This is a genomic window from Methylobacterium organophilum, from assembly GCF_022533465.1.
GTDB classification, from domain to species: domain Bacteria; phylum Pseudomonadota; class Alphaproteobacteria; order Rhizobiales; family Beijerinckiaceae; genus Methylobacterium; species Methylobacterium organophilum.
Genome location: NZ_CP092848.1, coordinates 2,308,309 through 2,333,185 on the forward strand (window position 1 = coordinate 2,308,309; position 24,877 = coordinate 2,333,185).

Here is a 24,877-nt window from a genome sequence, read left to right on the forward strand (position 1 = left end):
ACGAACGAGGAGCCATGCCCGGGCGGGCGTGGCTCCTTTGTGTTGTCGAGCCGGCTGTTCGAGCGCGTCGGCCGAGCTGCATCCCCTCGCCCCGCTTGCGGGGAGAGGGCTTGGGCGACATCGGAACTCGGGTTGACCCGAGTTCTGCTCATGGCTGTCGTCGCGGAAGCGAGGCGGCAGCCGAGAATGAGGGGGCGGTTCCGGAGGAGTCTCGTCCGTCGACACCCCCTCACCATCGCTCCGGCTGCGCCTGCGCTCCCGGGCTGCACGACGAGGTGCAGCTCGGCCTCTCCCCGCGTGCGGGGAGAGGGGGCTCGGCTCGACCCGCTCCGATCATCCGGGCGCGAGATCGACGCGCATCCCCTCGCCCCGCTTGCGGGGAGAGGGCTTCGGCGACCTCGTCGTCGCCGAAGCGAGGCGGCAGCCGAAGGTGAGGGGGTGGTTCCGGAGGAGTCTCGTCCGTCGACTCCCCCTCACCGCCGCTCCGGCTGCGCCTGCGCTTCCCGCATGGACGACGAGGTCCATGCGGGCCTCTCCCCGCGTGCGGGGAGAGGGGGGCTCGGCTCACCCGCTCCGATCATCAGGGCGCAAGATCGACGCGCATCCCCTCGCCCCGCTTGCGGGGAGAGGGCTTCGGCGACCTTATCGTCGCCGAAGCGAGGCGGCAGCCGAAGGTGAGGGGGCGGTTCCGGAGGAGTCTCGTCCGTCGACACCCCCTCACCATCGCTCCGGCTACGCCTTCGCTTCCCGCATGGACGACGAGGTCCATGCGGGCCTCTCCCCGCGTGCGGGGAGAGGGGGCTCGGCTCGGCCCGCCTGGATCTTTCCGAGGCCCTACTGCGGGCGGCGGGGAACAGGCCGGGGGAGCGTGCTCGCCGCCTGCATCGGGCGGTGGCCTGCCCTGCTCGCGCGACCTCTTGCCGCATCGGGAGCGAGCGGGGAGAAGGGGCCTCCCTTCCCAGCCGAGGCCGTTCCTTGTCCGACGACGACGATTCCTACGTGTATGACGAGGCCACCGGCGAGTGGCGCCCGGCCTCCGAGATGGCGGCGGCTACGGCCGCGGCGGGCAAGCCCGAGGTGCGCGATGCCTCCGGCAACCTCCTGGCGGATGGCGATTCCGTCACCCTGATCAAGGACCTCAAGGTCAAGGGCGCGAACCAGACCCTGAAGCAGGGGACGGTGATCCGCTCGATTCGCCTCACGGACGACCCGGAGGAGATCGATTGCCGCCACGACACCATCAAGGGTCTCGTCCTGCGCACGGAATTCGTGCGCAAGCGCTGAGGGGCCCGGGATGCGGCCGGCTCAGCGGCCGCGGGGCGGATCCTGGGGCAGGTGGCGCCCGTAGGTCTCCTGCTTGTCCTGGTGCTGCTTGATCATGTCCGCGTAGGCCTGCCGCATCTCCGGCGACACGGCGATGTTCTTGCCCTTGGCGGGCTTGCGCTTGGGCGCCTTCTTGAAGGTGTCGGACGTCTCGGCCATGTCTCGTAGGAGCCCCCGGTTTCCGGCAGAATTCGGCCGAGCATAGGCAAGGCCGATGCCGTTGGCGCGGCCTCTCGGCGTCGCATGCCTTCCGGTGCCGGACGGCCCTTGCTAGAAGCCCGGCCAACGGGCGGGCACGAGGATGCCCGAGACAGACGACGCGCGCGAGACGACGATGGAAAAATTCACGACTTTGGAGGGCGTCGCGGCGCCCATGCGGATCATCAACGTCGACACCGACCGCATCATCCCCAAGCAGTATCTCAAGACCATCAAGCGCACCGGGCTCGGCCAGGGCCTGTTCTCCGAGATGCGCTACAACGACGACGGCTCGGAGAACCCGGACTTCGTCCTGAACCAGCCCGCCTACCGCAACGCCAAGATCCTCGTCGTCGGCGACAATTTCGGCTGCGGCTCGTCCCGCGAGCACGCCCCCTGGGCACTGGCCGATTTCGGCATCCGCTGCCTGATCTCGACGAGCTTCGCGGACATCTTCTTCAACAACTGCGCCAAGAACGGCATTCTGGCGATCGTGGTCTCCCCGGAGGACCTGGAGAAGCTGTTCGAGGATGCCGAGCGCGGCGCCAACGCGACCCTGACGATCGACCTCGCCGCCCAGACCATCAAGGGCCCGGATGGCGGCACGCTGCATTTCGACATCGACGAAGGCCGCAAGCACAACCTGCTCAACGGCCTCGACGAGATCGGCCTGACCCTCGACCAGCAGGCCGCGGCGATCGACGCCTACGAGAAGAAGCTCGCCGCCCGCGAATGGGCGTGACCGGGCCGGATCGTCACGCTTCGTTTACCTTGAGGGCGCCTTAAACGGAGGCCACAGCTTCAGCCGGAAGGAGCCCTGCCGATGACGCCGCGCGCGACGATCCTCGCCCTCCTCTGTTGCACGGGCCTCGTGCTCCCCGGAGCGGCCCGCGCCGACTTCGAGTCCTGCCTCGCCGGGATCCAGAGCCAGGCCGCGGCCCAGGGCGTCTCGGCCGAGGCCTTCCGGGCCGCGACCCGCGGCATCGGCTTCGACGACAAGGTCATCGAGCTCTCCCAGGCCCAGCCCGAGTTCAAGACGCCGATCTGGGATTACATGGCCGCCCTCGTCGACGACGAACGGGTCGAGGACGGGCGCGCCGCCATGCGCCAGCACGCCCAGTCCCTGGCCGCGGCGGAGGCGCGCTACGGCGTCGACCGCTACACCATCGCCGCGGTCTGGGGCGTCGAGTCGAATTTCGGCAAGAACCTCGGCAAGATGCCGCTGGTGCAGTCGCTCGCGACGCTGGCCTGCTCGAACAACCGCCGGCGCGACTTCTTCCGCGGCGAGCTGCTCGCCACCCTGAAGATCATCGCCCGTGGCGACATCGCCCCCGAGCGCCTGACCGGCTCCTGGGCGGGCGCCTTCGGCCAGACCCAGTTCATGCCGACGACCTATCAGCGTCTCGCCGTCGATCTCGACGGGGACGGGCGCCGCGACGTGGTCGATTCCGTGGCCGACGCCGTCGGCTCTACGGCGAATTTCCTGCGCGTGGCCAAGTGGTCGAACGCGCAGGGCTGGGGCTACGAGGTGCGGCTGCCCCGCGGCTTCAACGTCGCTGCGGCCGGGCGGAAGAACAAGAAGCCCGTGGGCCACTGGGCCTCGCTCGGCGTCACTAAGGTCGATGGCCGCCCGCTGACGGGGGAGGGGCCGGTTGGCATCCTGGCGCCCGCCGGCATCGACGGGCCGGCCTTCCTGGTCACGAAGAATTTCGACGCGATCTATTCCTACAACGCCGCCGAATCCTACGGCCTCGCCATCGCCGTGCTCTCGGACCGCCTGCGCGGCCGGCCCGGCGTCCAGGCCGAGTGGCCGACGGACGATCCGCCGCTCTCCCGCGCCGAGCGCCGCGACCTCCAGACCCGCCTTACCGCCCGCGGCTACGATGTCGGCGAGCCGGACGGCAAGGTCGGCCAGAAGACCCGCGACGCCATCAAGGAGATCGAGCGCCAGCTCGGCATGCCCCAGACCGGTCGCGCCGGCGGCAAGGTGCTGGAGGCGTTGCGGCGGGGGTGAGGGCGGCCTTCGCGCTTTGCGAGGACGCGCGGCGCTCCTTGAGGAACTGATGCGATGAGCAAGGCGACCTATCCCCTCAAGCTCCCGGCCTCGATCAAGAGTGCCGCGGCGCGTCTGGCGAAGGAGGACGGTGTCAGCCTCAATCAGTGGATCGCGACCGCCGTGGCGCAGAAGGTGGGCGCCGTCGAGACTGCGGCGGCGTTCTTCGAGCAGCGCGCGGCGGGCCGGTCTCTCGACGAACTCGACATGTTCCTGGCCCGCGTACCCGATGCGCCTCCGGCCGCGGAAGATTCGCTTCCCGCGGATCGGAAGGAGGCGCTTTCGAGGGGATCGCGGTAGCGCCCGCTCCGGGCGCGGCCTCATGAAGGGACGGCGCTTCGACCGTCATGAAAAAGCCGGGGCGCGCATCGCCCCGGCTTCTCGCTGTTCAGTCCGCGCGGCGGTCCCGTTTGCGGGTTTTTTCGGCGATGGTGCCGTCATGGGGATCGACCGTGACCTTGACGGCCTTCCCGTCCTTCAGGGCCTTGCCCTCCCAGACGCCGTCATCGGCTTCGAGGCTGCGGATGTCGGTGTAGCCGGCCTCGGTGAGCTTCCGGAGGGCCTGGTCGATCGGCATCCAGTCCTTGCCCGGGACGTCCGCCAGGGCGGGGCCGGCGAGCGCGCCGAGGGTGAGGGCGGCGGCGAGCAGGGGCTTCGTCAACGATGTCATCGGCATGGGGGTCGTCCTCCTCGTTCGGTGGCGCCGCCGTCATGGCAGCACGCGGACCCGCGAGGCTGACGGTCGCCGTCAGCGTCCTGTCAGGAAGGAAGCCTTCAGCGCCCCGGAGCGGCGGCGCCGCGTCCGGGCGCGTTGCGCTGCATGAGGCGCGCGGCGCCCTCGGCGCTCGGCGGCAGGCCGTTGCGGTCCTGCGGGGCCGCGCCGGCCGGGCCGGGGAAAGAAGAGGCGGGGCTGCGGTCGCGGTCCCGGTCGAAGGCGTAGCCCGCATTCACGCCGGCATAGAAGCCGGTGAAATCCTCGGCCCGGGCAAGGACCGGCAGCAGCAGCGCGGCGGCGGGCAGAAGGCTCAGGGCAGCGCGGGGAAAGGACACGGGGCGACTCCGGGCGGCACGGCAGGCGCCGGGCTTCCGGGGATGTCGCAAAAGAAAGGCGGCGGCTTTGCGGCCGCCGCCTTCCCGAAATGCCGTCAGGGTCGATCAGTAATCGACGCTGATGCTCTGGGCCTCGCGGCCCTTCTGGCCCTCGACCACGCCGAGCGTGACCTGCTGGCCCTCGGCGAGCGAGTCGAGACCGGCCCGCGACAGGGCGGAGCGGTGCACGAACACGTCCTTGCCGCCGTCGTTGACGGAGACGAAGCCGAAGCCCTTGGCCGGGTCGTACCACTTCACGGTGCCTGTCATCTCGACCGACGGGCCGCTGGCGAAGCGACCACCGCCGCCACCGCCGCCGCCGCCGAAGCGGTCGCCACCGCCGAAGCGGTCACCGCCACCACCGAAGCGATCGCCGCCGCCGAAGCGGGGGCGCGGCGCGCGCGGGGGCGCTGCCTCGGCCGTCGAGGTGTCGACGCTGGTCACGGCGGTGACCTGCGGACCCTTCTGACCCTGCGCGGTCTGCACCGTGAGGCGCGTGCCGGGCATCAGGTCGTCGTGGCCGGCGGCCTCGACCGCGCGGATGTGGAGGAAGGCATCGCCCGAGCCGTCACCCAGCTCGACGAAGCCGAAGCCCTTCTCCTTGTTGAACCACTTCACCGTGGCATCGCGCTCGGGGCCGGTCGGAGCCGGCGCGGCAGACCGAGAGGGTCCGCGGTCGAAACCGCCGCCGCCGCCACCGAACCGGTTGCCGCCACCGCCGCCACCGTAATTGCCGCCGCCGTATCCGCCGCCGCCATAGCCACCTTCGGGGGGAAGCTGGTCGGGCCAACGCGGCTCGGAACCACCTTCATCGAAGCCGCGCTTCTGCGACCCCCCGCGAAAATCACGCCCACGTCCCATAGAAAGCTCGCAAAAACCGTCCGCCCGCCAACGTCCCGAATATCGCGTGCGCGTTATGCGAGACAGCCCACGCTCCGCACACTCATCATCCCTGGAGCGGTCACCAAGAATAACGTGTCAGTCCTGACGCAATCCCGCCCGCACCGCAAGGACCTTTCGAGGGCAGGGGCGGCCGGCAACGGCTTTTTCGGGGGTGAAATGCGGAGATTCCGCGCTTTGTCCCCCTTTCCCGGCAAAGGGCCCCGGGCCCGGCCTGCCGGGACGGTGAAAGTTTCGCTTTGAGATTCAGGGAAATGCAATCCTCCGCGGCCTAGCCTGCCCCTCGCATCCGGCCTTGAGGCCCGAGGGTCCCGCCACCGCCGACATGATCGCGACTCCGACCTTCCCCGATCTCTCCGCCCTCGTCGTGGACGAGAGCCTCTATATCCGCCGCATCGTGCGCGACATGCTGATGCGCGTCGGCATCAAGCGCGTCCTCGAGGCGCCGGACGGGGCCGAGGCCCTGGGCGTGCTGGCCGAGAGCAAGCCGGACCTGACGATTCTCGACTGGGACCTCGCGATCCTGTCCGGCGAGGAGTTCATCCGCCTCGCCCGCACGCCGGCCACCTCGCCCTCGCCGACCGTGCCGATCATCCTGATGCTGGCCCAGCCGCGCCGCAACGTGGTGGACCGGGCCATCGCCCTCGGCGTCAACGAGATCATCGCCAAGCCGTTCTCGCCCAAGACGCTGTGGTCGCGCCTCGACGAGGTGATCAGCCGGCCGCGGCCCTTCTCGCAGGTCAAGAGCCTGCTGCGCCCGATTCCCCGCGCCAACAGCGCCAGCAAGACCCTGATGTGACCGCCGCGGCCGGCGCCGCCGCGGCGGGCGCCGGTGATGAAAGTGCGACTTCGTCACAACGGGCCTTTGCAGAACTTCCGCACTGATTGTAGCGTGATGGATCAGGATGGTCCGGCGCGTCGCCGCACCACGATCCGCGAGGACCCGGCGCGTCCGATGAGGGATGACAGTGCCGCCGTGACGGTCCGCCCCGCACCCAGCGTGTCGCTGCAGCGGGAAGGCACGATGCCGCCTGTCGGGGGACGGCCGGTCGCGTCTTCGGGCGCCTATGCCGCGCCCTATCCGCCGATGCGGCCGGGCCGGCGCAACGCCTATGCCGCCCTCGATCTCGGCACCAATAATTGCCGTCTGCTCATCGCCGAACCCGCCTCCCACGGCTTCCGGGTGATCGACGCCTTCTCCCGCATCGTCCGCCTGGGCGAGGGGCTGGGGAATTCCGACCGCCTGAGCGAGGCCGCGGTGGCGCGCACGGTCGAGGCCCTGAAGATCTGCCGGGCCAAGATGGAGGCCCGCGGCGTGGTGCGCTCCAAGGTGATCGCCACCGAGGCCTGCCGGCTCGCCGTCAACGGCGCCGATTTCGTCGAGCGCGTCCGGGCCGAGGTCGGCCTCGATCTCGAGATCGTGGACCGCCAGACCGAGGCCTATCTCGCCGTCACCGGCTGCGCCGCGCTCGCCGATCCGCGAGCGGAATCGGTCGTGATCTTCGACATCGGCGGCGGCTCCACCGAGATCGCCTGGCTCGACGGGGCGGCGACCAACCCCTCCACCGATCCCACCCTACGCATCCGCGCCTGGGATTCCCTGCCCGTGGGCGTCGTCACCCTGGCCGAGCGGCATGGCGGCTCCGAGGTCACGCGGCTGACCTTCGAGGGCATGGTGGAGGAGGTGGGCGATCTGCTCTCGCCCTTCGCGATCCGCGCCGCCGCCGCGGCCACCGCGCCGTTCTTCCACCTGCTCGGCACCTCCGGCACGGTGACGACGCTCGCCGCCATGCATCTGCGCCTCGTCCGCTACGAGCGGCGCCGGGTCGACGGCCTCTGGATGAGCGACGCCGAGGTCTCGGACGCGATCGACGACCTGCTCGGCACCCGCCTGGACCAGCGCGCCGACAATCCCTGCATCGGCCGCGACCGGGCCGATCTCGTCCTCGCCGGCTGCGCGATCCTGGAGGCGATCCGCCGGGTCTTCCCGGCCGACCGCCTCCGCATCGCCGACCGGGGCCTGCGCGAGGGCCTGCTCATGAACATGATGCGCGAGGACGGGGTCTGGCGCCGGCGGGGCTATCGCTGACCCGTTCCCGCGCCGCCGCCGCTCAGACGGATTCGGCGGTGCGCGAGGAATGGTGCCCCGTGATGAGCCAGCGGCCGCCGATCTCCTCGAAGGTGAACAGGAAGCGGGCCGGCACCTCTTCCTCCGCGCCATCGCGCCGGATCGTGAAGGTATAGAGCCCGCCGATCACCACCGTTCCGAGCTTTCGGCTGACCCGCTTCTTCTGCACGGTGATGCCGCAGCTGATGCCGTCGTTCGACAGGAACGACTCGAAGTAGCGGCGCCGGTCCTCCTCCCGCCCGCGGATGTCGTCCGACAGGGTCGGGACGAGGATCGCGTCCGGGGCGTAGAGCGACAGCACCGCCGCGACATCGCGCGTGGCGATGGTCTCCGCCCATTGCAGAAGCACCTTGCCGGCCTCGGTCAGGCAGGAGGCGGCACTGCGATTCCCCGCTGTCTCCGCGTCGGCGGGAATCGCGGCGCTCGGGTCGATCGTCATGGCACTCCTCTCACGGTTGGGTCGCGCAGCCGGCCGGGACCATCCCTCGGTCGCGGACGATACACAACGTTATAACGTTGCATTATGTGAATTCATCCCGCCGGGCTTTGGCGGAACGGGTTCACGGACCGCATCTTCCCGTGCCCGCTGCGGCGCGATAGGACGATCCCGTGAAGGGTTTGGTATCATGAGCGACCGGCGCGGCGGGCAGGGCGGCCTGCGAGGCGATCTCAAGCAGCGGGTGAAGACGGCGCGGGGGCGCACCGTCTCCCAGAAGCGCTGGCTGGAGCGGCAGCTCAACGACCCCTATGTCGCCCGGGCCAAGCGCGAGGGCTACCGCTCCCGCGCGGCCTTCAAGCTCCTGGAGATCGACGAGCGTTTCCACCTGCTCAAGCCGGGCCAGCGGGTGGTGGATCTCGGGGCCGCGCCCGGCGGCTGGTCGCAGGTCGCCGCCAAGGTGGTCGGCCCGCAGGGGCGGGTGGTCGGCATCGATCTCCTGGAGATCGACCCGATGACCGGCGTCGAATTCATCACCCTCGACTTCCTGGACCCCTCCGCGCCCGAGCGCCTGACCACGCTGCTCGGCGGCCCGGCCGATCTCGTCCTGTCCGACATGGCCGCTAACACCACGGGCCACAAGAAGACCGACCACCTGCGCATCATCGGCCTCGCCGAGACGGCGGCGGCCTTCGCCCGGGAGATCCTGGCGCCGGGGGGCAGCTACCTCGCCAAGGTGTTCCAGGGCGGCACCGAGGGCACGCTCCTCGCCGACCTGAAGCGCGACTTCGCCAGCGTGCGCCACGTGAAGCCGGCGGCGAGCCGGGCGGATTCGAGCGAGCTCTACGTGCTGGCCATGGGCTATCGCGGCGCGACGGCGGGGGCGCCCGAGGACGCGGAGTCAGACGCGTAGGCTCCAGGCTCCCAGAGTCGCGGGATCGGGCCGGGGCAGCGCCTCGCGAATCGGGGCGGCCCGTTCCGCCGCCGCCGGGAGCCCGGCTGCCGCGAGGGCGGCGCGGGTGGCCGGATCGGTGCAGGCCCGCGCCAGGGTCTCGCGGTCGATGCCGGCGAGGCGGCCCCGCTCGTAGCGGGCGAAGACCTGACCCGTGGCGGCCTCGGCGAAGCAGACGCGCGGCAGCCGGCGCAGGCAATCCCTCAGGAAGCCGGCATTCCGCTCCGGCGCCGAATCGACGTTCCCGTAGACGTCGCCCGGGCAGCGGGCGTGGATGTCGATCTTGCGGAAGCGCTCGATGTCGATCAGCCCCGCCGCGTCGAGGATCACCATCGCGTTGTTGGTGCCGAAGGCGATGGTGCGCGGCCGGGTCCCCTTCGGCACGCCGTTGTCGAGGAACTCGAAGAACACCGCCTTGTCGCGCCGCAGGGCCCAGTTGAAGAACAGGCGCGGCATGCCGGTATAGGCTTCGACATTGTGCGCGAGCAGGTCTTCGACGGCCTTGTAGCGGCCGAATTCCTGGCCGCGCTTCCAGGCGCGCTCCACCGTCGCTTCGGGCGGCGTCACCATGAACTGCAGATAGACCTGCTGGCCGAACCGGCTGAGCAACTGGCCGCCCCCCTCCGCGGCCGGATCGGCGGAGAAGCTGTCGAAGCGGAAACGGTCGATCAGCAGATGCGAGATCCGGCCCTCGGCGGCCTTGCGCGCCACGTGCCGGTCGAGCTTGGCATCGACGATCTCGACCTCGTGGCCGGTCAGCGGCCCGGCATAGAGCCGCGCTGCGCCCAGGCTCATGTAGTCGAGCAGGTATTTCCGCCAGACGTCGGGGGTGATCACCGCGAAGTCGCACCAGCTCTGGCCGCCGCGCTCGACGAGGTCGCGCTGATAGGGGCGGATCGTGCTCTTGCCCGAGGCGGAGGCGCCCTTCACCGTCATCACCACGGGATGCTCCTGGGCCGCGAGCCGCCGGTAGCCGGCGCGGGATGCGGCCGCATCGAAGGCGGGCTCCAGCGCGAGGCCGATCCGCCGGCTGCCATGGTCGTTCGAGACCAGGATCCCGGCGATCCGGCAGAGGAGCGCCCGGTCGTGGATCAGGCAGCCGTGGCGGGCGAGCACGCTCGACAGGACGCGGTGGAGCGCGTCGCGGGCGGCCTCCTCCAGGCTCCCCGGAGCCGCCTCCGCGCGCCGGGCTTCGAGGCGGCGCAGGAGATCCCCCGGCTCCCGCCGGGCCGGCGGCGGGGACGGCTCGACCGGAGGCCGCCGCTTCCCGAGCCGGCGGTACCAGGGCAGCGCCTCGGGCTCCGGCGCCTCGGCGGCCTCCGGCTCGGCCGGCGCGTCGAGGAGCTCGGCGAGCTCGCGTTCGAGAAGGGCCGCCGCCTCGTCCCGGATCGCGGCGAGGAGCTTGAGGAGGGCGGGCATCTGCGCCGCGATGCCCTCGCTCAGGATCGTCGCGACCATGCGCCGGAAGTTCAGGCCGAGATCCGCATAGACCTCGCCCACCGGAACCGAGAGATCGGCCATCACCCGGATCAGCACCTCGTGCACGACGAGGCGCTCGGGACGAAACAGGGCGAGCTGCGTCGCCGGCAGCCCGCAGGCGTCGCTGAGCTCGAAGGTCTCGCTCAGGGTGGTCTCGACGTTTTCCGGCCGGAACACCGTCGCCAGCGGCAGGAAGGCGCGGGGGATCCCGGGGACCAGCCCGGGATTCCAGGCATCGGGCACGGCCGCCTTCGGGGCGGCGAGGGCGGGGCTGCTGCTCATGCCATCTGCCGCCCCTCGTCTCGCCTCAGGCCGCCGAGGCGTTCTCGATCGGCTCCAGACGGAACTGGTAGGTGTCGGGCCAGAGCACGGCCGCCTTCTCGGTCCAGGCCGCATCGAAGAAGAGCCGCGCGCAGAACGAGCTCTTCCAGATGCAGACCATCACGATGCGGTTGTCGAGAACCTTCACGTGACGGCTCTCGAGGCCGCGGGTGATGCCGAGGCGGGGCAGCATGTCGAAGCTCGACATGGCGTATTCGTTCTCGCCCGGGAAGATCACCGGGCATTCGACGACGGTCAGATATTTCACTTCGACGGCGCTCATGGTGCAACTACGCTCGTTCAGGCCACGTGAGGGCGGGAGCCTTCCCGCCGGTTCTGAGATGAAGAGAGCGAAAGGGCGCTTCGGGTTCCGCGTCCCTCTCGCCGGACACGTCACCGCCCCGCCCCGTGGGAGGCCGCGCACACGTCGCGGGCGCAGTCCCAAATGCTCAGCACCGAGTCGAGGCGCAGGCCGTCGACCAGGGCGATGTGGTCGACCTGGCGCTCGCAGAACATCCGCACCCGGTCCTCGTCGGAGGAGCGGATATCGAGCGATGCATAATCGTGCCGGGTGATGCGCCAGACGCAGCCGTTGTAGATGTCGGGTCCCTCGGCGGCGACGGCGCGGAAGATGTCGCGCTCGGTCAGGAGACCGAGAATCGCGGCGTCGTCGCCGCTGCCTTCGACCACCACGACGGCGCTGCTGCCGCTGCGCGTGAGGAGCTGGGCCGCCTCCTCCACGGAGCGATCGGCCTGGATCCGCGGCACCGCCCGCATCTCGCCCGTGGCGCCTCGCATCGTCTCCATGGCGTTCCTCCGTCCTGCCTCCGTCGAGGGAAGCTTTCTTGTTGTCCACGGTGGTATACAAAATACCTATTGTCAATTCTGCATTATGAATTATGGTGCCGGTGTCGGGCAAGTGGTTTGCACGATTCGTCCATCGGCCAATTGCGGGTGGAGAGGAGGTTCCGTGCCGGCGCAGGGCACATGGCGACGGATGTTCGCCCGTCTTCCTCATCGGACCGGTTGTTGAACCGGCTTCCGACAACTTGGCGACCATTTTCCGGATATTGCCCATCGGACAGGCGTCATGCCCCGGCCGATTATTTCAGCCATGTGAATTCTTTGAAGGATAATTCCAGAAAAGTGCGGGCGGTTTCGCTCAACAAAAATCACAAAACAAAAAATCAAGCAGTCGATCCAAATCCTCAGGAGAAACGCTCATGACAAGCTCTGTCGCAGCAGGAAGCCCAGCGCCGACGAACCGCTGGCTGCAATTGGTATTCGGCGTGATCTGCATGTGCATGATCGCCAACATGCAATACGGCTGGACCTTCTTCGTGAACCCGATGCAGGAGCGTCACGGCTGGGACCGTGCCGCCATCCAGATCGCCTTCACGATGTTCGTCGTCACCGAGACCTGGCTCGTGCCGATCGAGGGCTGGTTCGTCGACAAATACGGCCCGCGCATCGTCACCCTGATCGGCGGCGCCCTCTGCGGCATCGCCTGGGTGATGAACTCCTATGCCGACACGCTCTTCCTGCTCTACGTCGCCGCCGCGATCGGCGGGACGGGCGCGGGCGCGGTCTACGGCACCTGCGTCGGCAACTCGCTGAAGTGGTTCCCGGATCGCCGCGGTCTGGCCGCCGGCATCACGGCCATGGGCTTCGGCGCGGGCTCGGCGCTCACCGTCGTGCCGATCCAGGCGATGATCAAGAACTACGGCTACGAGTCGGCCTTCTTCTACTTCGGCATCGGCCAGGGCCTCATCGTGATGCTGCTCGCCCTGTTCCTCGTCGCCCCGAAGAAGGGCCAGGTTCCGGACGTCGCCAAGGTCAGCCAGAGCAAGCGCGACTACACCCCCGGCGAGATGGTGCGCACCCCGATCTTCTGGGTGATGTACGCGATGTTCGTGATGATGGCCGCCGGCGGCCTGATGGCGACCGCGCAGCTCGGCCCGATCGCGAAGGACTTCCACATCGCCGACACCCCGGTGAGCCTGCTCGGCATCACCCTGCCGGCCCTGACCTTCGCGGCGACGATCGACCGGGTTCTCAACGGCGTCACGCGGCCCTTCTTCGGCTGGGTCTCCGACCATATCGGCCGCGAGAACACGATGTTCCTCTCGTTCGCCATCGAGGGCGTGGGCATCTACCTGCTGAGCCAGTTCGGCCAGGATCCCTTCGCCTTCGTGATCCTGACCGGCCTCGTGTTCTTCGCCTGGGGCGAGATCTACTCCCTCTTCCCGGCGACCTGCGGCGACACCTTCGGCTCGAAGTACGCCGCCACGAATGCGGGCCTGCTCTACACCGCCAAGGGCACCGCGGCGCTCATCGTCCCCTATACCAGCGTGCTGACGGTCATGACCGGCAGCTGGCACGCCGTGTTCCTGGCGGCGGCGGCGCTCAACATCATCGCCGCGTTCATGGCGATCTTCGTCCTCAAGCCGATGCGGGCCGCCTACACCAAGCCGCCCGTGGCCCTGAGCCCGACCCCCGTCACGGCGCATTGAGCGCCGTCCCGAGGCCCCTCTGACGGGCCGTCCTCGACGCGCCGCGGGCCCGACCCGCGGCGCGTCAACGTCCTTGCGGAGGCGTCCGGGAGGACGGATCGGGGGCGAGGCGCACGCGCGAACGTGAAGGCGTCTTTCGAGCTCCGCCGCCGTCTCGCGCGTTGACCCCCTCTCTGGTATTTGGTATACCAGACATGCAAATCGATCGGCCGACGCGCCGGTCGCCGCCGGGCATCCCGCCTCAACGAACGCCGAGGGCGCCGCGGGAACCGAGACGAACGGGACCCGAGGCCGAACGCCACCGGGCCGGGCTCCGACGAAGACCCGAACTCGCGAAGGCCATTCGCGAACGATATCCTGGGAGGACAGCAGACATGACCGCCATCGCCCAAAACATCGATGCGATCACGGCCGGGGCCGTGCCGCACCAGGAGACCGAGCTCACCGACGGCTTCCACCTCGTCATCGACGCGCTGAAGCTCAACGGCATCGAGACGATCTACAACGTGCCCGGCATCCCGATCACCGATCTCGGCCGTCTGGCCCAGGCCGAGGGTCTGCGGGTCATCTCCTTCCGCCACGAGCAGAACGCGGGCAACGCCGCGGCGATCGCCGGCTTCCTCACCAAGAAGCCGGGCATCTGCCTCACCGTCTCGGCGCCGGGCTTCCTCAACGGCCTCACCGCGCTCGCCAACGCCACCACCAACTGCTTCCCGATGATCCTGATCTCCGGCTCCTCCGAGCGCGAGATCGTCGACCTGCAGCAGGGCGACTACGAGGAGATGGACCAGCTCGCCATCGCCAAGCCGCTCTGCAAGGCTGCCTTCCGCGTGCTGCACGCCGAGGATATCGGCATCGGCGTCGCCCGCGCGATCCGCGCCGCGGTGTCCGGCCGGCCCGGCGGCGTCTACCTGGATCTGCCCGCCAAGCTGTTCTCGCAGGTCATCGACGGCCATCTCGGCGCGAAGTCCCTGGTCAAGGTGATCGACCCGGCTCCGGCCCAGATCCCGGCCCCGGCCTCCGTCGCCCGCGCCCTCGATCTGCTGAAGTCGGCCAAGCGTCCGCTCATCGTGCTCGGCAAGGGCGCGGCCTATGCCCAGGCCGACGAGGCCGTTCGCGCCCTCGTCGAGGAGAGCGGCATCCCCTACGTGCCGATGAGCATGGCCAAGGGCCTGCTGCCCGACACCCACCCGCTCTCGGCCGGCGCCGCCCGCTCGACCGCGCTCAAGGATTCCGACGTCGTCGTGCTGGTCGGCGCCCGCCTCAACTGGCTGCTCTCGCACGGCAAGGGCAAGACCTGGGGCGAGCCGGGCTCCAAGCGCTTCATCCAGATCGACATCGAGCCCCGTGAGATGGACTCGAACGTCGAGATCGCCGCCCCGCTCGTCGGCGATATCGGCTCCTGCGTCGAGGCGCTGCTCGACGGCCTGCGCAAGGACTGGAAGGCCCCGCCCGCGGACTGGATCGAGACGATCCGCTCCAAGAAGGAGGCCAACATCGCCAAGATGGCCCCGAAGCTGATGAAGAACACGTCGCCGATGTGCTTCCACTCGGCCCTCGGCGCGCTGCGCACCGTCATCAAGGAGCGGCCGGACGCGATCCTCGTCAACGAGGGCGCCAACACCCTCGACCTCGCCCGCGGCATCATCGACATGTACCAGCCGCGCAAGCGCCTGGATGTCGGCACCTGGGGCGTGATGGGCATCGGCATGGGCTTCGCCGTCGCCGCCGCCGTCGAGACCGGCAAGCCGGTGCTGGCGGTCGAGGGCGACTCGGCCTTCGGCTTCTCCGGCATGGAGGTGGAGACGATCTGCCGCTACGACCTGCCGGTCTGCATCGTGATCTTCAACAACAACGGCATCTATCGCGGCACCGACATCGACCCGACCGGGCGCGATCCCGGCACCACGGTGTTCGTGAAGGATTCCCGCTACGACAAGATGATGGAGGCCTTCGGCGGCGTCGGCGTGAACGTCACCACGCCGGACGAGCTGAAGCGCGCCGTCGACGCGGCGATGGATTCCGGCAAGCCGACCCTCATCAACGCGGTGATCGACCCGGCCGCGGGCAGCGAGAGCGGCAATATCGGCAACCTCAACCCGCAGAGCACCCTGAAGAAGAAGTGATCGGGCGGCTGCGTCCCCTGCACTGAAACGCCGAGGGACCGCGATGCGCCAGCCGCATCGCGGTCCTTTCGTTGTTCCCCTTCGCGACGAGGCTCTCATGACCGCGACTCAGGCCGCGCCGCCGGCCGCCTCTCCGATCGATCCCCATCTCGCCGGGCGCCTGGATTTCCGGCACCGGCTGCCCTCGCAGCCGCCCCTGCCCCCCGGGCGCCACGACCTCGGCTTGTTCCCCGAGCGCGACGCTGTGCTGGTCGTCCCCGCCGGCATCGATCCGCGCCGGCCCACGCCCCTGGTGACGCTGTTCCATGGCGGCGGCGGCAGCGCGCAGAAGATCCTGCCGATGCTGGAGCGGCACGCCGAGGCGCGCGGCTTCCTGCTGCTCGCCCCGCAATCGCTGTTCCCGACCTGGGACCTCGTGATCGCCGGCAACGGGCCGGACCGGGAGCGACTCGACACGGCGCTCGCCGCGGTCGCCGACCGCTTCCTGCTCGATCCCGCCCGCTTCGCCTTCGCCGGGCATTCGGACGGGGGCAGCTACACCCTCTCCCTCGGGCTCGCCAATGGCGACCGGGTCTCGCACATGATCGTCTCGTCGGCGGGCTTCCTCACCGTCCAGGTGCAGGCGGGCGCCCCGCGCATCTTCCTCTCGCACGGCACCCGCGACGAGCAGATCCCGATCGACCGCAGCGGCCGGCGCCATGCCCGCCTGCTGGAGGCGGCGGGCTACGACCTGACCTATGTCGAGTATGACGGCCCGCATGCCTACGATCCGGCGGTGGTGGAACGGGCGGTCGCGTTCCTGTTCGACGCGTAGGCTCGATCCCCGCGCGGCGCCTCGGCCCTCAGGCGGTGGCCGCGGCGGCCTCTCCGGCCTGGGCCGCGCACCAGCGGCGCCACATCCCCGCGAAGGCCGCTTCGACCTCCCGCGCATGACGGACATGGTCCATGTGCGGGCTCGCGCGCAGCCTGTCGCGCAGGCCGCGGCGGAGGTCGAGCAGGCGGGCGGGATCGCCGGCCAGGCCGGCGGCGATGGCGACGTAGTCCGCGGTCGTCTCGGCGACGAGCGCGTGCAGGCCGGCCCCGGCGAGCACCGCCGCGCCCATCCGCGAGAGGGTCTGGCCGCCTCTGAGGGCGACATAGGGCACGCCCATATGGAGCGTGTCGTAGCTCGTGGTGCCGCCGTTGAAGGGGAAGGGGTCGAGCGCGATGTCGACCTGCCCGTGCAGGGCGTATTTCTCCGTGCCCGAGCGGGGCACGCAGGCGACGCGCTGCGGATCGATCCCGGCCTCCGTCAGCCGGCGCCCGATCTCCGCCTGCGTGTCCGGATCCTCCGGGTCCGTGACGATGAGGAGCAGCCGCGAATCCGGGACCGCGCGGAGCAGGTCCGACCAGACCGCCAGCGTCTCCGGGCTCACCTTCTCGAAGCGGTTCAGGCAGCCGAAGGTGATGAACCCGTTCGCCTGGAAGGGGGCCTGTTCGGCGGGCTCCGGGGCGGTCCGGTCCGGCCAGTAGCAATAGGACACGCCCGGCAGCCGCCAGAGCGTCTCCGCATAGAGCGGATCCTCGCTGCCCTCCGGGTCGTAGAGGGGGTCGGTCAGCCGGTAGTCGATTGCGGCGAGCCCCGTCGTGAGGGGAAGCCCGATCCAGGTCACCTGCACCGGCGCCGGCTTGCGCGCGAACAGGAGCAGACGGTGGTCCGCGCTGTGGCTGGCGAGGTCGACCAGGATGTCGATGCCGTCCGCCTGGATGAGGGTCGCGGCGCGATCGTCGTCGAGGGTGGCGATCTCGCGCCAGCCCTCGAAGAGCGGCTTCAAGCGCCCGGTGGTCGCGTCCGCCTCCCCGGTGAAGTAGGCGAAGGCCTCGATCCGCCCGCGGTCGTGGTGCTGCAGGAAGGGTTCGATGAAGCGCGACACGGGATGCTCGCGCAGATCGCCCGAAACGAAGCCGACCTTCAGGGGACGGTCCGGCGTGGGATCGTTGGCGAAGCGCCGCGCGGCCTCCGAAAGCCCGGCGTAGCGGAGGCCGAATTCGGCGGCGATCTGCAGGGCGCGGGCCGGGCTGGTGAAGAGGGCGGCCTGGACCAGGTTGCTGTAGCTGATGGCGTCGCCGGGATCGCGCGCCACCGCCTCTTCGAGCAGGGCAAGGGCTTCGGCCGGGCGGCCGAGCTGCTGCAGGAGGACGCCGCGGTTGTTCCGGGCGTAGGGTGCGTCGGGCTGGAGCCCGAGGAGCGCCGTGTTCGCCCGCAGGGCCGCCTGCAGGTGCCCCCTCTGGCGGTTGAGATCGGCCAGCCGGGCATAGGCATCGGCCTGGGACGGGTCGAGCTCGACGACACGCTCGAAGGCGCGCAGGGCGGCCCCCTTCCGGCCGCAGTCGAGGAGCGCCTCCCCGAGATCCCTCTGGTAGGTGGCGTTGTCCGTCTCGAGCGTCGCCGCGAGCTCGAACAGGGTGCAGGCCTGGTCCGGCCGCTTCGTCCGGGACGCGATCACGCCGGCCAGATGGATGGCGGCCGCATTCTTGTCGTCGAGGGCGATGACGAGATCGACCCGCGGCTCCGCCTCGGCCGGTCGGCCCTGTTGCACCAGGGTCGCGGCGTGGTCGAGCAGCGTCCGGGCGAGGGGCGCGATCTGTTGTCGGATGGTGGCGGCGTCGAAGCCCCAGCTCCGGAACTTGTCGAGGATCGCCCGTGCTTCGGTCAGCCGGTCGGAGGCGAGCAGCGCCGTCGCGAGCGCCGTCCAATGCACCGCCTGCTGCGGCTGGAGGCGGAGCGCCTCCACGAAGAGAGGCACGGCCTGAGCGGGGTCGCCGCGCCGCATCGCCGCCAGGCCGAGGCCGTAACGGGCGGCGGCGTTCGCCGGCTCCTGCGCGAGAATGCGCGCATAGTCCTGTTCCGCCTCCGACACGCGATCGGCGGCGAGGTGCTCGGTGGCCGATCTGAGAAGCCTGCCGAGGGAGGGCGCCTTCCCGGACGCCATCCTGCTGAGCTTCGAACCGCGCGCCATGGCATCCCTGCTGGTGTCGCGGGATTGTCGGCGCGCATGGTTAACGCTTCGTAAGCGAGCCTCTTTCGCTGCGGCCCGGTCCGGGCAGGGCGGCTACCCCGCCCCGGCGGCGAGATCGAGGAGGCCGCCTTCCGCTCCTCTTGCGCGGTTCGGCGCGGCCTCGGCCAGGGGGGAGGTGCCGCGGGTGGCCGCCTCGGCGACCAGCGTGGCGATCAGGTCCGTCTGGGAGACCACCCCGAGGAGGCGGCCCTCCGGCCCGACCACGGGCAGGTGATGGTGCGGCCCCTGCGCCATCCGCACGGCGACCTCGGCGAGGGCCATCTCCGGCTTCAGGGACTCGACCGAGGTGGTCATCACGTCGGCCGCGCAGCCATGGGGGGCGCGGCCCTGCCCGACGGTGAGCCGGAGGCGGCGGGCCAGCCCGAGCCGGGGCCCCTTCCGGTGCCACTCCGCCTTGTCCATGAGGTCGGTCTGGGTGAGCACGCCGAGCACCCGCGCGCTCTCGTCCGTCACCGGCAGCATCTTGATGTGGTGGCGGCGCAGGAGCTGGAGCGCCTCCCGCAGGGGCGTGTCGGGGGCGATGGCGACGACGTCCCGCGTCAGCAGGGAGGCGCAGGTCGCCGGCCCGGAGCGGCGCAGCAGGGCCCTGAGCTGGGCGCGCTGCAGGATCGCCTCGAGGTCGCCGCGGTCGATGTCGAGGACCTGGTCGAAATCCTTCAGCGCCGCGTCGATGTCGCTCGCGGCGAGGCCCGCGCGGCCGGGGGCCTGGGGCGCGGCCGGCGCGATGCTCGCCCCGTGCGGATAGGTCCGGCCGGTGAGGGTGTTGAACAGGACCGCCGAGGCGAGCAGCAGCAGCGTGTTCACGCCCAGGGGCCAGAACACGAAGCCGTAGCCGAGATCGTGGATCGCCGGGCCGCCGAGCACGGCGGTGAGCGCCACTGCGCCGCTCGGCGGATGCAGGCAGCGCAGCGCGAGCATCAGGCCGATCGCGCCCCCGCCGGCGATCGCGGCGGCGGCCAGCGGGTCGGGGACATGGGCGGCGACCGTCACGCCGACCAGGGCGGCGATGAGGTTTCCGCCGAGGATCGACCAGGGTTGGGCCAGGGGGCTTGCCGGAACGGCGAAGAGCAGCACGGCCGAGGCGCCCATCGGCGCGACCATGACGGGGAATTCGGCGCCCGAACCGAGGGCGGCGCGGGAGACGAGCCCCGTGACGAGCAGGCCGAGCAGGGCGCCGCAGGCGGCGCGGACGCGCTCGCGCAGGCTGACCGGAGCCTGCTGGGGCAGGAGGCGGCTCAGGCGCGATGACGGCACCGGCGAACTCCCTCAAGCTGGAGGCGACGGCGGAGCGGCCGCGCTTCCCGTCGTTCGGTCCCTACGGCTCGAGGTCCCAAAAAGAAACCGGGCCGAACGAATCGGCCCGGAGTGACACGCGAGACCGCGTCGGCGGCGTACCGCCGAAACGACCTCCCGGGGGAGAGCGGAGGAAAGGAACGGAATGGACTGGACTGGTCCGGGATGGGGCGAAGGCCGCCCCATCCCCGTCTCGTGAGGTCCGGTCGTCAGACCGCGCGGGCCTCGTGCATCGCGGCGATCTGCTCGGGGGTGTAGCCGAGGTCCTTGAGCACCTCGTCGGTGTGCTCGCCGAGCAGCGGCGAAGCCTTGATGTCGACCTGCATGTCCGAGAACTTGATCGGGCTGCCGACGGTCAGGTACGAGCCGAGCTTCGGATGGGGCACCTCGACGATGGTGCCGCTGGCGCGCAGCGACGGATCGGCGGCGATCTCCTTCATGGAGAGGACCGGCGAGCAGGGGATGTCGAACTTGCGCAGGATGTCGACCGCCTCGAACTTGGTCTTGTCGGCCAGCCAGTCCTCGATGAAGGCGAAGATCTCGAAGATCTTGTCCTGGCGGGCACGGGCGGTGTTGTAGGCCGGGTCGTCGATCCACTCGGGCTTGTTCAGCGCCTTGCAGATCGGGGCCCAGGCATGGCCCTGGATCGTGAAGTAGATGTAGGCGTTCGGGTCGGTCTGCCAGCCCTTGCACTTGAGCACCCAGCCCGGCTGGCCGCCGCCGCCCGCGTTGCCGCCGCGCGGCACCACGTCCGAGAAGGTCCCGTGCGGGTATTGCGGGTACTCCTCGAGATAGCCGACGGCGTCGAGGCGCTGCTGGTCGCGCAGCTTCACGCGGCAGAGGTTGATCACCGAGTCCTGCATCGAGACGGCGACCTTCTGGCCCTTGCCCGACTTGTTCTTGGCGTGCAGCGCCGTGAGGATGCCGATGGCCAGATGCATGCCGGTGTTCGAGTCGCCAAGCGCCGCGGCCGACACGGTGGGCGGGCCGTCCCAGAAGCCGGTGGTGGAAGCGGCGCCGCCGGCGCACTGGGCCACGTTCTCGTAGACCTTCAGGTCCTCGTAGTGGTGGCCGTCCGAGAAGCCCTTCACCGAAGCCAGGATCATGCCCGGGTTGAGCTCCTGGATGCGGGCCCAGGTGAAGCCCATGCGGTCGAGGGCGCCGGGGCCGAAATTCTCGACCATCACGTCCGAATCGCGGATCAGCTTCTCGAGGACTTCCTTGCCCTGGGGGGTCTTGGTGTCCAGCGTCAGCGAACGCTTGTTCGAGTTCAGCATCGTGAAGTAGAGGGCGTCCGCATCCTCGATGTGGCGCAGCTGGTTGCGGGTGACGTCGCCGGCGCCGGGGCGCTCGACCTTGATGACGTCCGCGCCGAACCAGGCGAGGAGCTGCGTGCAGGCGGGGCCGGCCTGGACGTGCGTGAAGTCGATGATCTTGATGCCGTCGAGAGGCTTGCTCATCTTGGCTTTCTCCCTAAGTGAACTGTGGTTTCGGATCGTTTGTTAATGTGATTGTGTTATTGTTGAAATAAATTAACAATATTCACGGTTACGCAATGGCGAGCTTCGAACGTTCGGCTTCGAGGTCGGCGACGCGGCGGCGGAGCCGGCGTTCCTCCTCCCAGCGCTCGGTCTCGTCGCGGATGATCGCGGCGATGCCGGTGACCGTGCCGTCGGGCGCCTTCAGCAGCGCGACGGTGAAGGCGATCGAGAGCGACCGCCCGTCCTTGTGGAGCGCCGGGACCTTCAGGAGCTGCGTGCCGTAGCGGGTCACGCCGGTCTGCATGGTCTTGGCGTAGCCGTGCCAATGCCGCTGGCGGTGACGCTCCGGCGTGATCAGGTCGAGGTTCCGGCCGAGCGCTTCGTCCTGCGAGAACCCGAAGATCCGTTCGGCGGCCGGATTCCAGAGGGTGATCAATCCCTCCGCATCCGAGACCACCACCGCATCCCCGGCCGCGGCCACGAGCTGGGCGAGATCGGGTTGGTTCGCGTCGATTGTCTGGGACATGGGGATACCCACGCTGTTCAATCGGTTTCAGGCAGAGACCTGCCTGCGGCTGCTCCGTTCTGAAGGGAACTCAAGATGAGGCGCAGTTCTCCTGCGCGATTTTCGGCACGGATACTGGCCGTAGCCTGACGGCAAGATCGTCGAGGATGCCGCGATCGTTCATGGCGTTCGGCGCCTCCCTGATGTCGACTGTCGGCGACTTGCATCGCGACGTCGTGTTGGCATCTGGTATACCAGATACGAAATTCAGGTCAAGATCGGTCTGGATCGATCGACGCGGTCGGCGGTTCGCTGAGGGAGCGGCCCCGCGGGCGCGCTCGGGGAGGAACGGAAAGAGATGGGCGCCGAGGCCAGAATCAGGATCCGCCAGATCGAGCGCTTCGCCTTCCGCGTGGAGTTCGGCGACGGTTTCCCCGAGCTCCTCACCGACGAGCCCGTGCCGATCGGCGGCGGCGAGGGCCCCTCGCCGGAGCAATTGCTGATCGCCGGGGTGAGCAACTGCCTCTGCGCCAGCCTCGCCTTCGCGCTCGGCCGCTACGGGCAGGACGGCAAGGGCGTGGAAGCGGAGGCGGTCGGCCATGTCGGCCGCAACGACGAGGGGCGGCTCCGGCTCCAGGGCATCGAGGTGGCCATCGCCCTCGGGGCGCCGGCCGCCAGCATGGACCGCATCGCCGACGTGCTCGCCCGCTTCGAGCGCTTCTGCACGGTCTCGGAGAGCGTGAAGGCCGGGATCCCGGTCTCGGTCAGCGTGCGCGACGGCGAGGGCACGCGTCTCCGCTAGGGACACAACGAAACGACAGACGATCAGGGAGGGCATCCGATGAGCCACAACGAGACGCAGCGCGCCGTCGCCAGGGCGCCGGAAGATCTGGCCCGCCTCTTCAACGAGCGCGCCAATGCCGGCGACGTGGACGGGCTGGTTGCCCTCTACGAGCCGGAGGCGGTGCTGGCCGCAGGCGAGGTGGTGGCCACGGGCCACGCGGAGATCCACCGATTCTATGCCGATCTCCTGGCGCGGAAATCCGACTTTCCCGCCCCGGAGACCCTGGCGCCGCTCCGCAACGGCGCCGTCGCCCTCACCTTCGCGCGCCTGCCCAAGGGCGCCCTCTCCGTGGAGCTGGCCCGGCGCCAGGAGGACGGGGCCTGGCTCTGGGCCATCGACCAGCTCAAGGTCCGGGGCGGCGAGCCCGCCTGAGCCGGCCCGAGTCGCAGCGCACGAAAATTCTGTTTTGGCTGTCGTGACTTCGTGGAGGCGCGAAGGCCCGCCCGGTACGCCCGCGCGGGCCTTCGAGGCCTTGCCCGGCCGTGGGAGCTGGGGCTAGAACTCCCCGGGTTCAGCTGGCGGTGTTCCCTTCCGCGGGCCGGGTTCAGCCCGCCGCCGCGACGGCTGGTCCTGTCCGAAAGGTGCGATGCACGCAACCTGAGGATGTGAAATGATCGGTGTCGCTTCGTTGACCGGGCGCGCCGCGATCGGTTGGGTCGAACGAGAGCCGGCCGGCGAAGGCCGGACCGCAGGGAGTGGATCGTCGGATGGCCGCGGATGCCGAATTCCTGATCGACCGGCGCCGTCTGCGCCGTAAGCTGTCCCTCTGGCGCGTGCTCGGCATCGGCGGCCTTATCGTCGCGGTGGCGGCGGTCGGCCTGCGGGTGCGCAGCGGCACGCAGCCCATCGGCTTCGGCGCCGTCGAGAATCAGATCGCCCGGATCTCGATCGGCGGCTTCATCGCCGGCAGCGAGGACACCACCAAGCTGATCAAGCGCGTCGGCGAGGCCAGCGCGGTCAAGGGCGTCGTGGTCTCGATCTCCTCCCCCGGGGGCACCACCACGGGTTCGGAAGAGCTCTACCGCAACCTGCGGGCGCTGGCGGCCAAGAAGCCGATCGTCGCCTTCGTGGACGGCACGGCGGCTTCGGGCGCCTACATCACGGCGATCGCCGCCGACCACATCGTCGCCCGCGAGACCGCCCTGGTCGGCTCCATCGGCGTGCTGTTCCAGTATCCGGACGTGTCGGCGCTCCTCGACAAGGTGGGCGTCAAGGTCGAGGCCGTGAAGTCCTCGCCCCTCAAGGCCGAGCCCTCGGGCTTCACGCCGACTTCCCCCGAAGCCCGGGCAGCGCTGGCCGCCGTGGTCTCCGACACCTATGCCTGGTTCAAGGGGCTCGTGGCCGAGCGCCGGGGCCTGAGCGAGAAGGAACTCGCCACGGTCGCCGATGGCCGCGTCTTCAGCGGACGGCAGAGCATCCCCCTGAAGCTCGTCGACGAGCTCGGCGGCGAGCGCCAGGCCATCGCCTGGCTGGAGCGGGAGAAGGGCGTCGCCAAGGATCTGCCCGTGAAGGACTGGAAGCCGAAATCGGAAGGCGGCTTCAAGCTGTGGTCGGCGGCCGGCGTGGCGGGCCTGCTCGGCTTCGACGGGCTCGCCGACCATCTGAGGGCGTGGAGCGAGGAGAGCCGCGGCCTGAGCGCCGGCGGCATGCTCGCCCTCTGGCGGCCCGCCGCGGGCGAGGCCCGCTGATCCCTCGCCGCCCGGCCCTGCGCGCCCGCCCCGACCATCGCCTTCGGAAGACCTGCCTATGATCAAGTCGGAACTCGTGCTCCGGATCGCCGAGCAGAACCCGCATCTCTATCAGCGGGACGTCGAGACCCTGGTGAACGCGATCCTCGACACGATCGCCGATGCGCTGGCCCGGGGCGACCGGGTCGAGCTGCGCGGCTTCGGTGCCTTCTCGGTGAAGCGCCGGGATGCCCGGCGCGGGCGCAACCCCCGCACCGGCGAGGCGGTCGCCGTCTCCGAGAAGGCGATCCCCGTGTTCAAGACCGGCAAGGAGATGCGCCTGCGCCTCAACAAGGCCGGCATCGGCGCGGCCGAGGCGGTGGATGGCTGAAGGCATGCCGGCAAGGCCGCCCCTGCCCTCGCGCGCAAGCGCTTGAGACTCGGCCGTTCCGCATCATGTTTCGCGACGAGGCGATGCGTTCGTCCGGGCGGGGTCCCTGGACGCGAGGG

At 69.9% G+C, this 24,877-nt stretch carries 26 protein-coding genes; 14 read left to right on the forward strand and 12 right to left on the reverse strand.

What is annotated here, in order from left to right:
- The first annotated feature begins 975 nt into the window (after positions 1 to 975).
- Positions 976 to 1,284, forward strand: a complete 309-nt coding sequence (locus tag MMB17_RS10660) for an alkylphosphonate utilization protein (protein WP_238310345.1) — start codon at positions 976 to 978, stop codon at positions 1,282 to 1,284.
- Between the two features lie 21 nt (positions 1,285 to 1,305).
- Here MMB17_RS10660 and MMB17_RS10665 read toward each other — a convergent pair whose 3' ends face one another.
- Complete coding sequence (locus MMB17_RS10665; RefSeq protein ID WP_238310344.1) at positions 1,306 to 1,482, reverse strand: hypothetical protein; 177 nt, start codon at positions 1,480 to 1,482, stop codon at positions 1,306 to 1,308.
- Between the two features lie 175 nt (positions 1,483 to 1,657).
- Between MMB17_RS10665 and leuD the strand changes: the two genes are divergently transcribed.
- The 3 genes from leuD (at position 1,658) to MMB17_RS10680 (ending at position 3,874) form a co-directional block, all read left to right on the forward strand.
- Positions 1,658 to 2,263, forward strand: coding sequence for a 3-isopropylmalate dehydratase small subunit (gene leuD / locus MMB17_RS10670; RefSeq protein WP_241102164.1), 606 nt, complete (start codon positions 1,658 to 1,660; stop codon positions 2,261 to 2,263).
- 81 nt (positions 2,264 to 2,344) lie between these two features.
- The gene (locus MMB17_RS10675; protein ID WP_241101906.1) at positions 2,345 to 3,535 is read left to right on the forward strand and encodes a lytic murein transglycosylase; all 1,191 of its coding nucleotides are present in this window, start codon (positions 2,345 to 2,347) and stop codon (positions 3,533 to 3,535) included.
- Positions 3,536 to 3,589: 54 nt separating this feature from the next.
- The gene (locus tag MMB17_RS10680) at positions 3,590 to 3,874 is read left to right on the forward strand and encodes a toxin-antitoxin system HicB family antitoxin (RefSeq protein WP_241101907.1); all 285 of its coding nucleotides are present in this window, start codon (positions 3,590 to 3,592) and stop codon (positions 3,872 to 3,874) included.
- Between the two features lie 88 nt (positions 3,875 to 3,962).
- Here MMB17_RS10680 and MMB17_RS10685 read toward each other — a convergent pair whose 3' ends face one another.
- The 3 genes from MMB17_RS10685 to MMB17_RS25240 all read right to left on the reverse strand — a co-directional run bounded on the left by MMB17_RS10685 (position 3,963) and on the right by MMB17_RS25240 (position 5,524).
- Positions 3,963 to 4,250 carry a PepSY domain-containing protein gene (locus MMB17_RS10685; protein ID WP_420847354.1) on the reverse strand — a complete coding sequence of 96 codons (288 nt, stop codon included), beginning with the start codon at positions 4,248 to 4,250 and terminating at the stop codon, positions 3,963 to 3,965.
- A 98-nt stretch (positions 4,251 to 4,348) separates the two neighbouring features.
- Positions 4,349 to 4,624, reverse strand: a complete 276-nt coding sequence (locus tag MMB17_RS10690; protein ID WP_420847355.1) for a hypothetical protein — start codon at positions 4,622 to 4,624, stop codon at positions 4,349 to 4,351.
- Between the two features lie 105 nt (positions 4,625 to 4,729).
- Complete coding sequence (locus MMB17_RS25240; RefSeq protein ID WP_276518065.1) at positions 4,730 to 5,524, reverse strand: cold-shock protein; 795 nt, start codon at positions 5,522 to 5,524, stop codon at positions 4,730 to 4,732.
- A 364-nt stretch (positions 5,525 to 5,888) separates the two neighbouring features.
- Here MMB17_RS25240 and MMB17_RS10705 point away from each other — a divergent pair, with 364 nt between their 5' ends.
- Together MMB17_RS10705 and MMB17_RS10710 are read left to right on the forward strand one after the other, a co-directional pair.
- Positions 5,889 to 6,362: a response regulator gene (locus tag MMB17_RS10705; RefSeq protein WP_238310341.1), complete on the forward strand. Its 474-nt coding sequence runs from the start codon at positions 5,889 to 5,891 to the stop codon at positions 6,360 to 6,362.
- 156 nt (positions 6,363 to 6,518) lie between these two features.
- Positions 6,519 to 7,652, forward strand: a complete 1,134-nt coding sequence (locus MMB17_RS10710; RefSeq protein ID WP_241101908.1) for a Ppx/GppA phosphatase family protein — start codon at positions 6,519 to 6,521, stop codon at positions 7,650 to 7,652.
- A gap of 22 nt (positions 7,653 to 7,674) precedes the next feature.
- Here the strand turns inward: MMB17_RS10710 and MMB17_RS10715 are convergent, their stop codons facing one another.
- Complete coding sequence (locus MMB17_RS10715) at positions 7,675 to 8,130, reverse strand: SgcJ/EcaC family oxidoreductase (RefSeq protein ID WP_238310339.1); 456 nt, start codon at positions 8,128 to 8,130, stop codon at positions 7,675 to 7,677.
- 187 nt (positions 8,131 to 8,317) lie between these two features.
- On the opposite strand from MMB17_RS10715, the gene MMB17_RS10720 reads away from it, so the two are divergent.
- The gene (locus tag MMB17_RS10720) at positions 8,318 to 9,040 is read left to right on the forward strand and encodes an RlmE family RNA methyltransferase (RefSeq protein ID WP_241101909.1); all 723 of its coding nucleotides are present in this window, start codon (positions 8,318 to 8,320) and stop codon (positions 9,038 to 9,040) included.
- Here MMB17_RS10720 and MMB17_RS10725 read toward each other — a convergent pair.
- The 3 genes from MMB17_RS10725 to MMB17_RS10735 form a co-directional block, all read right to left on the reverse strand.
- Positions 9,029 to 10,840 (reverse strand): zeta toxin family protein, encoded by a 1,812-nt coding sequence (locus tag MMB17_RS10725; RefSeq protein WP_241101910.1) that lies wholly within the window; start codon positions 10,838 to 10,840, stop codon positions 9,029 to 9,031. The genes MMB17_RS10720 and MMB17_RS10725 overlap by 12 nt on opposite strands.
- Positions 10,841 to 10,865: 25 nt before the next feature.
- Positions 10,866 to 11,162 (reverse strand): hypothetical protein, encoded by a 297-nt coding sequence (locus MMB17_RS10730; protein ID WP_238310336.1) that lies wholly within the window; start codon positions 11,160 to 11,162, stop codon positions 10,866 to 10,868.
- Between the two features lie 110 nt (positions 11,163 to 11,272).
- Positions 11,273 to 11,686: a CBS domain-containing protein gene (locus tag MMB17_RS10735; RefSeq protein ID WP_241101911.1), complete on the reverse strand. Its 414-nt coding sequence runs from the start codon at positions 11,684 to 11,686 to the stop codon at positions 11,273 to 11,275.
- A 416-nt stretch (positions 11,687 to 12,102) separates the two neighbouring features.
- Here MMB17_RS10735 and oxlT point away from each other — a divergent pair, with 416 nt between their 5' ends.
- From oxlT to MMB17_RS10750, 3 genes are all read left to right on the forward strand, one after another.
- The gene (gene oxlT / locus MMB17_RS10740; protein WP_241101912.1) at positions 12,103 to 13,392 is read left to right on the forward strand and encodes an oxalate/formate MFS antiporter; all 1,290 of its coding nucleotides are present in this window, start codon (positions 12,103 to 12,105) and stop codon (positions 13,390 to 13,392) included.
- A 374-nt stretch (positions 13,393 to 13,766) separates the two neighbouring features.
- Positions 13,767 to 15,518, forward strand: a complete 1,752-nt coding sequence (oxc, locus tag MMB17_RS10745) for an oxalyl-CoA decarboxylase (RefSeq protein ID WP_241101913.1) — start codon at positions 13,767 to 13,769, stop codon at positions 15,516 to 15,518.
- A 97-nt stretch (positions 15,519 to 15,615) separates the two neighbouring features.
- Entirely contained in the window at positions 15,616 to 16,332 is a 717-nt protein-coding gene (locus MMB17_RS10750; protein ID WP_238310332.1) for an alpha/beta hydrolase, read from the forward strand.
- 28 nt (positions 16,333 to 16,360) lie between these two features.
- Here MMB17_RS10750 and MMB17_RS10755 read toward each other — a convergent pair whose 3' ends face one another.
- The 4 genes from MMB17_RS10755 to MMB17_RS10770 form a co-directional block, all read right to left on the reverse strand.
- The gene (locus MMB17_RS10755) at positions 16,361 to 18,490 is read right to left on the reverse strand and encodes an O-linked N-acetylglucosamine transferase, SPINDLY family protein (protein WP_241101914.1); all 2,130 of its coding nucleotides are present in this window, start codon (positions 18,488 to 18,490) and stop codon (positions 16,361 to 16,363) included.
- Between the two features lie 120 nt (positions 18,491 to 18,610).
- Positions 18,611 to 19,831 carry an HPP family protein gene (locus MMB17_RS10760; RefSeq protein ID WP_241101915.1) on the reverse strand — a complete coding sequence of 407 codons (1,221 nt, stop codon included), beginning with the start codon at positions 19,829 to 19,831 and terminating at the stop codon, positions 18,611 to 18,613.
- A gap of 248 nt (positions 19,832 to 20,079) precedes the next feature.
- The gene (gene frc / locus MMB17_RS10765) at positions 20,080 to 21,330 is read right to left on the reverse strand and encodes a formyl-CoA transferase (protein ID WP_238310329.1); all 1,251 of its coding nucleotides are present in this window, start codon (positions 21,328 to 21,330) and stop codon (positions 20,080 to 20,082) included.
- An 88-nt stretch (positions 21,331 to 21,418) separates the two neighbouring features.
- The gene (locus tag MMB17_RS10770; RefSeq protein ID WP_373324951.1) at positions 21,419 to 21,883 is read right to left on the reverse strand and encodes a PAS domain S-box protein; all 465 of its coding nucleotides are present in this window, start codon (positions 21,881 to 21,883) and stop codon (positions 21,419 to 21,421) included.
- A gap of 331 nt (positions 21,884 to 22,214) precedes the next feature.
- On the opposite strand from MMB17_RS10770, the gene MMB17_RS10775 reads away from it, so the two are divergent.
- The 4 genes from MMB17_RS10775 to ihfB all read left to right on the forward strand — a co-directional run bounded on the left by MMB17_RS10775 (position 22,215) and on the right by ihfB (position 24,758).
- Entirely contained in the window at positions 22,215 to 22,658 is a 444-nt protein-coding gene (locus MMB17_RS10775; protein WP_241101916.1) for an OsmC family protein, read from the forward strand.
- 39 nt (positions 22,659 to 22,697) lie between these two features.
- A complete protein-coding gene (locus tag MMB17_RS10780; protein WP_238310326.1) occupies positions 22,698 to 23,072 on the forward strand; it encodes a YybH family protein in 375 nt (124 codons plus the stop codon).
- Between the two features lie 335 nt (positions 23,073 to 23,407).
- Entirely contained in the window at positions 23,408 to 24,388 is a 981-nt protein-coding gene (gene sppA / locus MMB17_RS10785; protein ID WP_241101917.1) for a signal peptide peptidase SppA, read from the forward strand.
- A 58-nt stretch (positions 24,389 to 24,446) separates the two neighbouring features.
- Positions 24,447 to 24,758, forward strand: coding sequence for an integration host factor subunit beta (gene ihfB / locus MMB17_RS10790; RefSeq protein ID WP_238310324.1), 312 nt, complete (start codon positions 24,447 to 24,449; stop codon positions 24,756 to 24,758).
- The last annotated feature ends 119 nt before the right edge of the window (positions 24,759 to 24,877 follow it).

What these genes read in the sequence shown, in the direction of transcription:
- MMB17_RS10725 (WP_241101910.1), bottom strand. Translation starts at nt 10,840, where the DNA reads ATGAGCAGCAGCCCCGCCCTCGCCGCCCCGAAGGCGGCCGTGCCCGAT.
- ihfB (WP_238310324.1), top strand. Translation starts at nt 24,447, where the DNA reads ATGATCAAGTCGGAACTCGTGCTCCGGATCGCCGAGCAGAACCCGCAT.
- frc (WP_238310329.1), bottom strand. Translation starts at nt 21,330, where the DNA reads ATGAGCAAGCCTCTCGACGGCATCAAGATCATCGACTTCACGCACGTC.
- MMB17_RS10780 (WP_238310326.1), top strand. Translation starts at nt 22,698, where the DNA reads ATGAGCCACAACGAGACGCAGCGCGCCGTCGCCAGGGCGCCGGAAGAT.
- MMB17_RS10710 (WP_241101908.1), top strand. Translation starts at nt 6,519, where the DNA reads ATGAGGGATGACAGTGCCGCCGTGACGGTCCGCCCCGCACCCAGCGTG.
- MMB17_RS10685 (WP_420847354.1), bottom strand. Translation starts at nt 4,250, where the DNA reads ATGCCGATGACATCGTTGACGAAGCCCCTGCTCGCCGCCGCCCTCACC.
- MMB17_RS10680 (WP_241101907.1), top strand. Translation starts at nt 3,590, where the DNA reads ATGAGCAAGGCGACCTATCCCCTCAAGCTCCCGGCCTCGATCAAGAGT.
- MMB17_RS10715 (WP_238310339.1), bottom strand. Translation starts at nt 8,130, where the DNA reads ATGACGATCGACCCGAGCGCCGCGATTCCCGCCGACGCGGAGACAGCG.
- MMB17_RS10665 (WP_238310344.1), bottom strand. Translation starts at nt 1,482, where the DNA reads ATGGCCGAGACGTCCGACACCTTCAAGAAGGCGCCCAAGCGCAAGCCC.
- MMB17_RS25240 (WP_276518065.1), bottom strand. Translation starts at nt 5,524, where the DNA reads ATGGGACGTGGGCGTGATTTTCGCGGGGGGTCGCAGAAGCGCGGCTTC.
- oxc (WP_241101913.1), top strand. Translation starts at nt 13,767, where the DNA reads ATGACCGCCATCGCCCAAAACATCGATGCGATCACGGCCGGGGCCGTG.
- MMB17_RS10750 (WP_238310332.1), top strand. Translation starts at nt 15,616, where the DNA reads ATGACCGCGACTCAGGCCGCGCCGCCGGCCGCCTCTCCGATCGATCCC.
- MMB17_RS10675 (WP_241101906.1), top strand. Translation starts at nt 2,345, where the DNA reads ATGACGCCGCGCGCGACGATCCTCGCCCTCCTCTGTTGCACGGGCCTC.
- MMB17_RS10720 (WP_241101909.1), top strand. Translation starts at nt 8,318, where the DNA reads ATGAGCGACCGGCGCGGCGGGCAGGGCGGCCTGCGAGGCGATCTCAAG.
- MMB17_RS10735 (WP_241101911.1), bottom strand. Translation starts at nt 11,686, where the DNA reads ATGGAGACGATGCGAGGCGCCACGGGCGAGATGCGGGCGGTGCCGCGG.
- MMB17_RS10755 (WP_241101914.1), bottom strand. Translation starts at nt 18,490, where the DNA reads ATGGCGTCCGGGAAGGCGCCCTCCCTCGGCAGGCTTCTCAGATCGGCC.
- sppA (WP_241101917.1), top strand. Translation starts at nt 23,408, where the DNA reads ATGGCCGCGGATGCCGAATTCCTGATCGACCGGCGCCGTCTGCGCCGT.
- MMB17_RS10705 (WP_238310341.1), top strand. Translation starts at nt 5,889, where the DNA reads ATGATCGCGACTCCGACCTTCCCCGATCTCTCCGCCCTCGTCGTGGAC.
- MMB17_RS10730 (WP_238310336.1), bottom strand. Translation starts at nt 11,162, where the DNA reads ATGAGCGCCGTCGAAGTGAAATATCTGACCGTCGTCGAATGCCCGGTG.
- oxlT (WP_241101912.1), top strand. Translation starts at nt 12,103, where the DNA reads ATGACAAGCTCTGTCGCAGCAGGAAGCCCAGCGCCGACGAACCGCTGG.
- leuD (WP_241102164.1), top strand. Translation starts at nt 1,658, where the DNA reads ATGGAAAAATTCACGACTTTGGAGGGCGTCGCGGCGCCCATGCGGATC.
- MMB17_RS10775 (WP_241101916.1), top strand. Translation starts at nt 22,215, where the DNA reads ATGGGCGCCGAGGCCAGAATCAGGATCCGCCAGATCGAGCGCTTCGCC.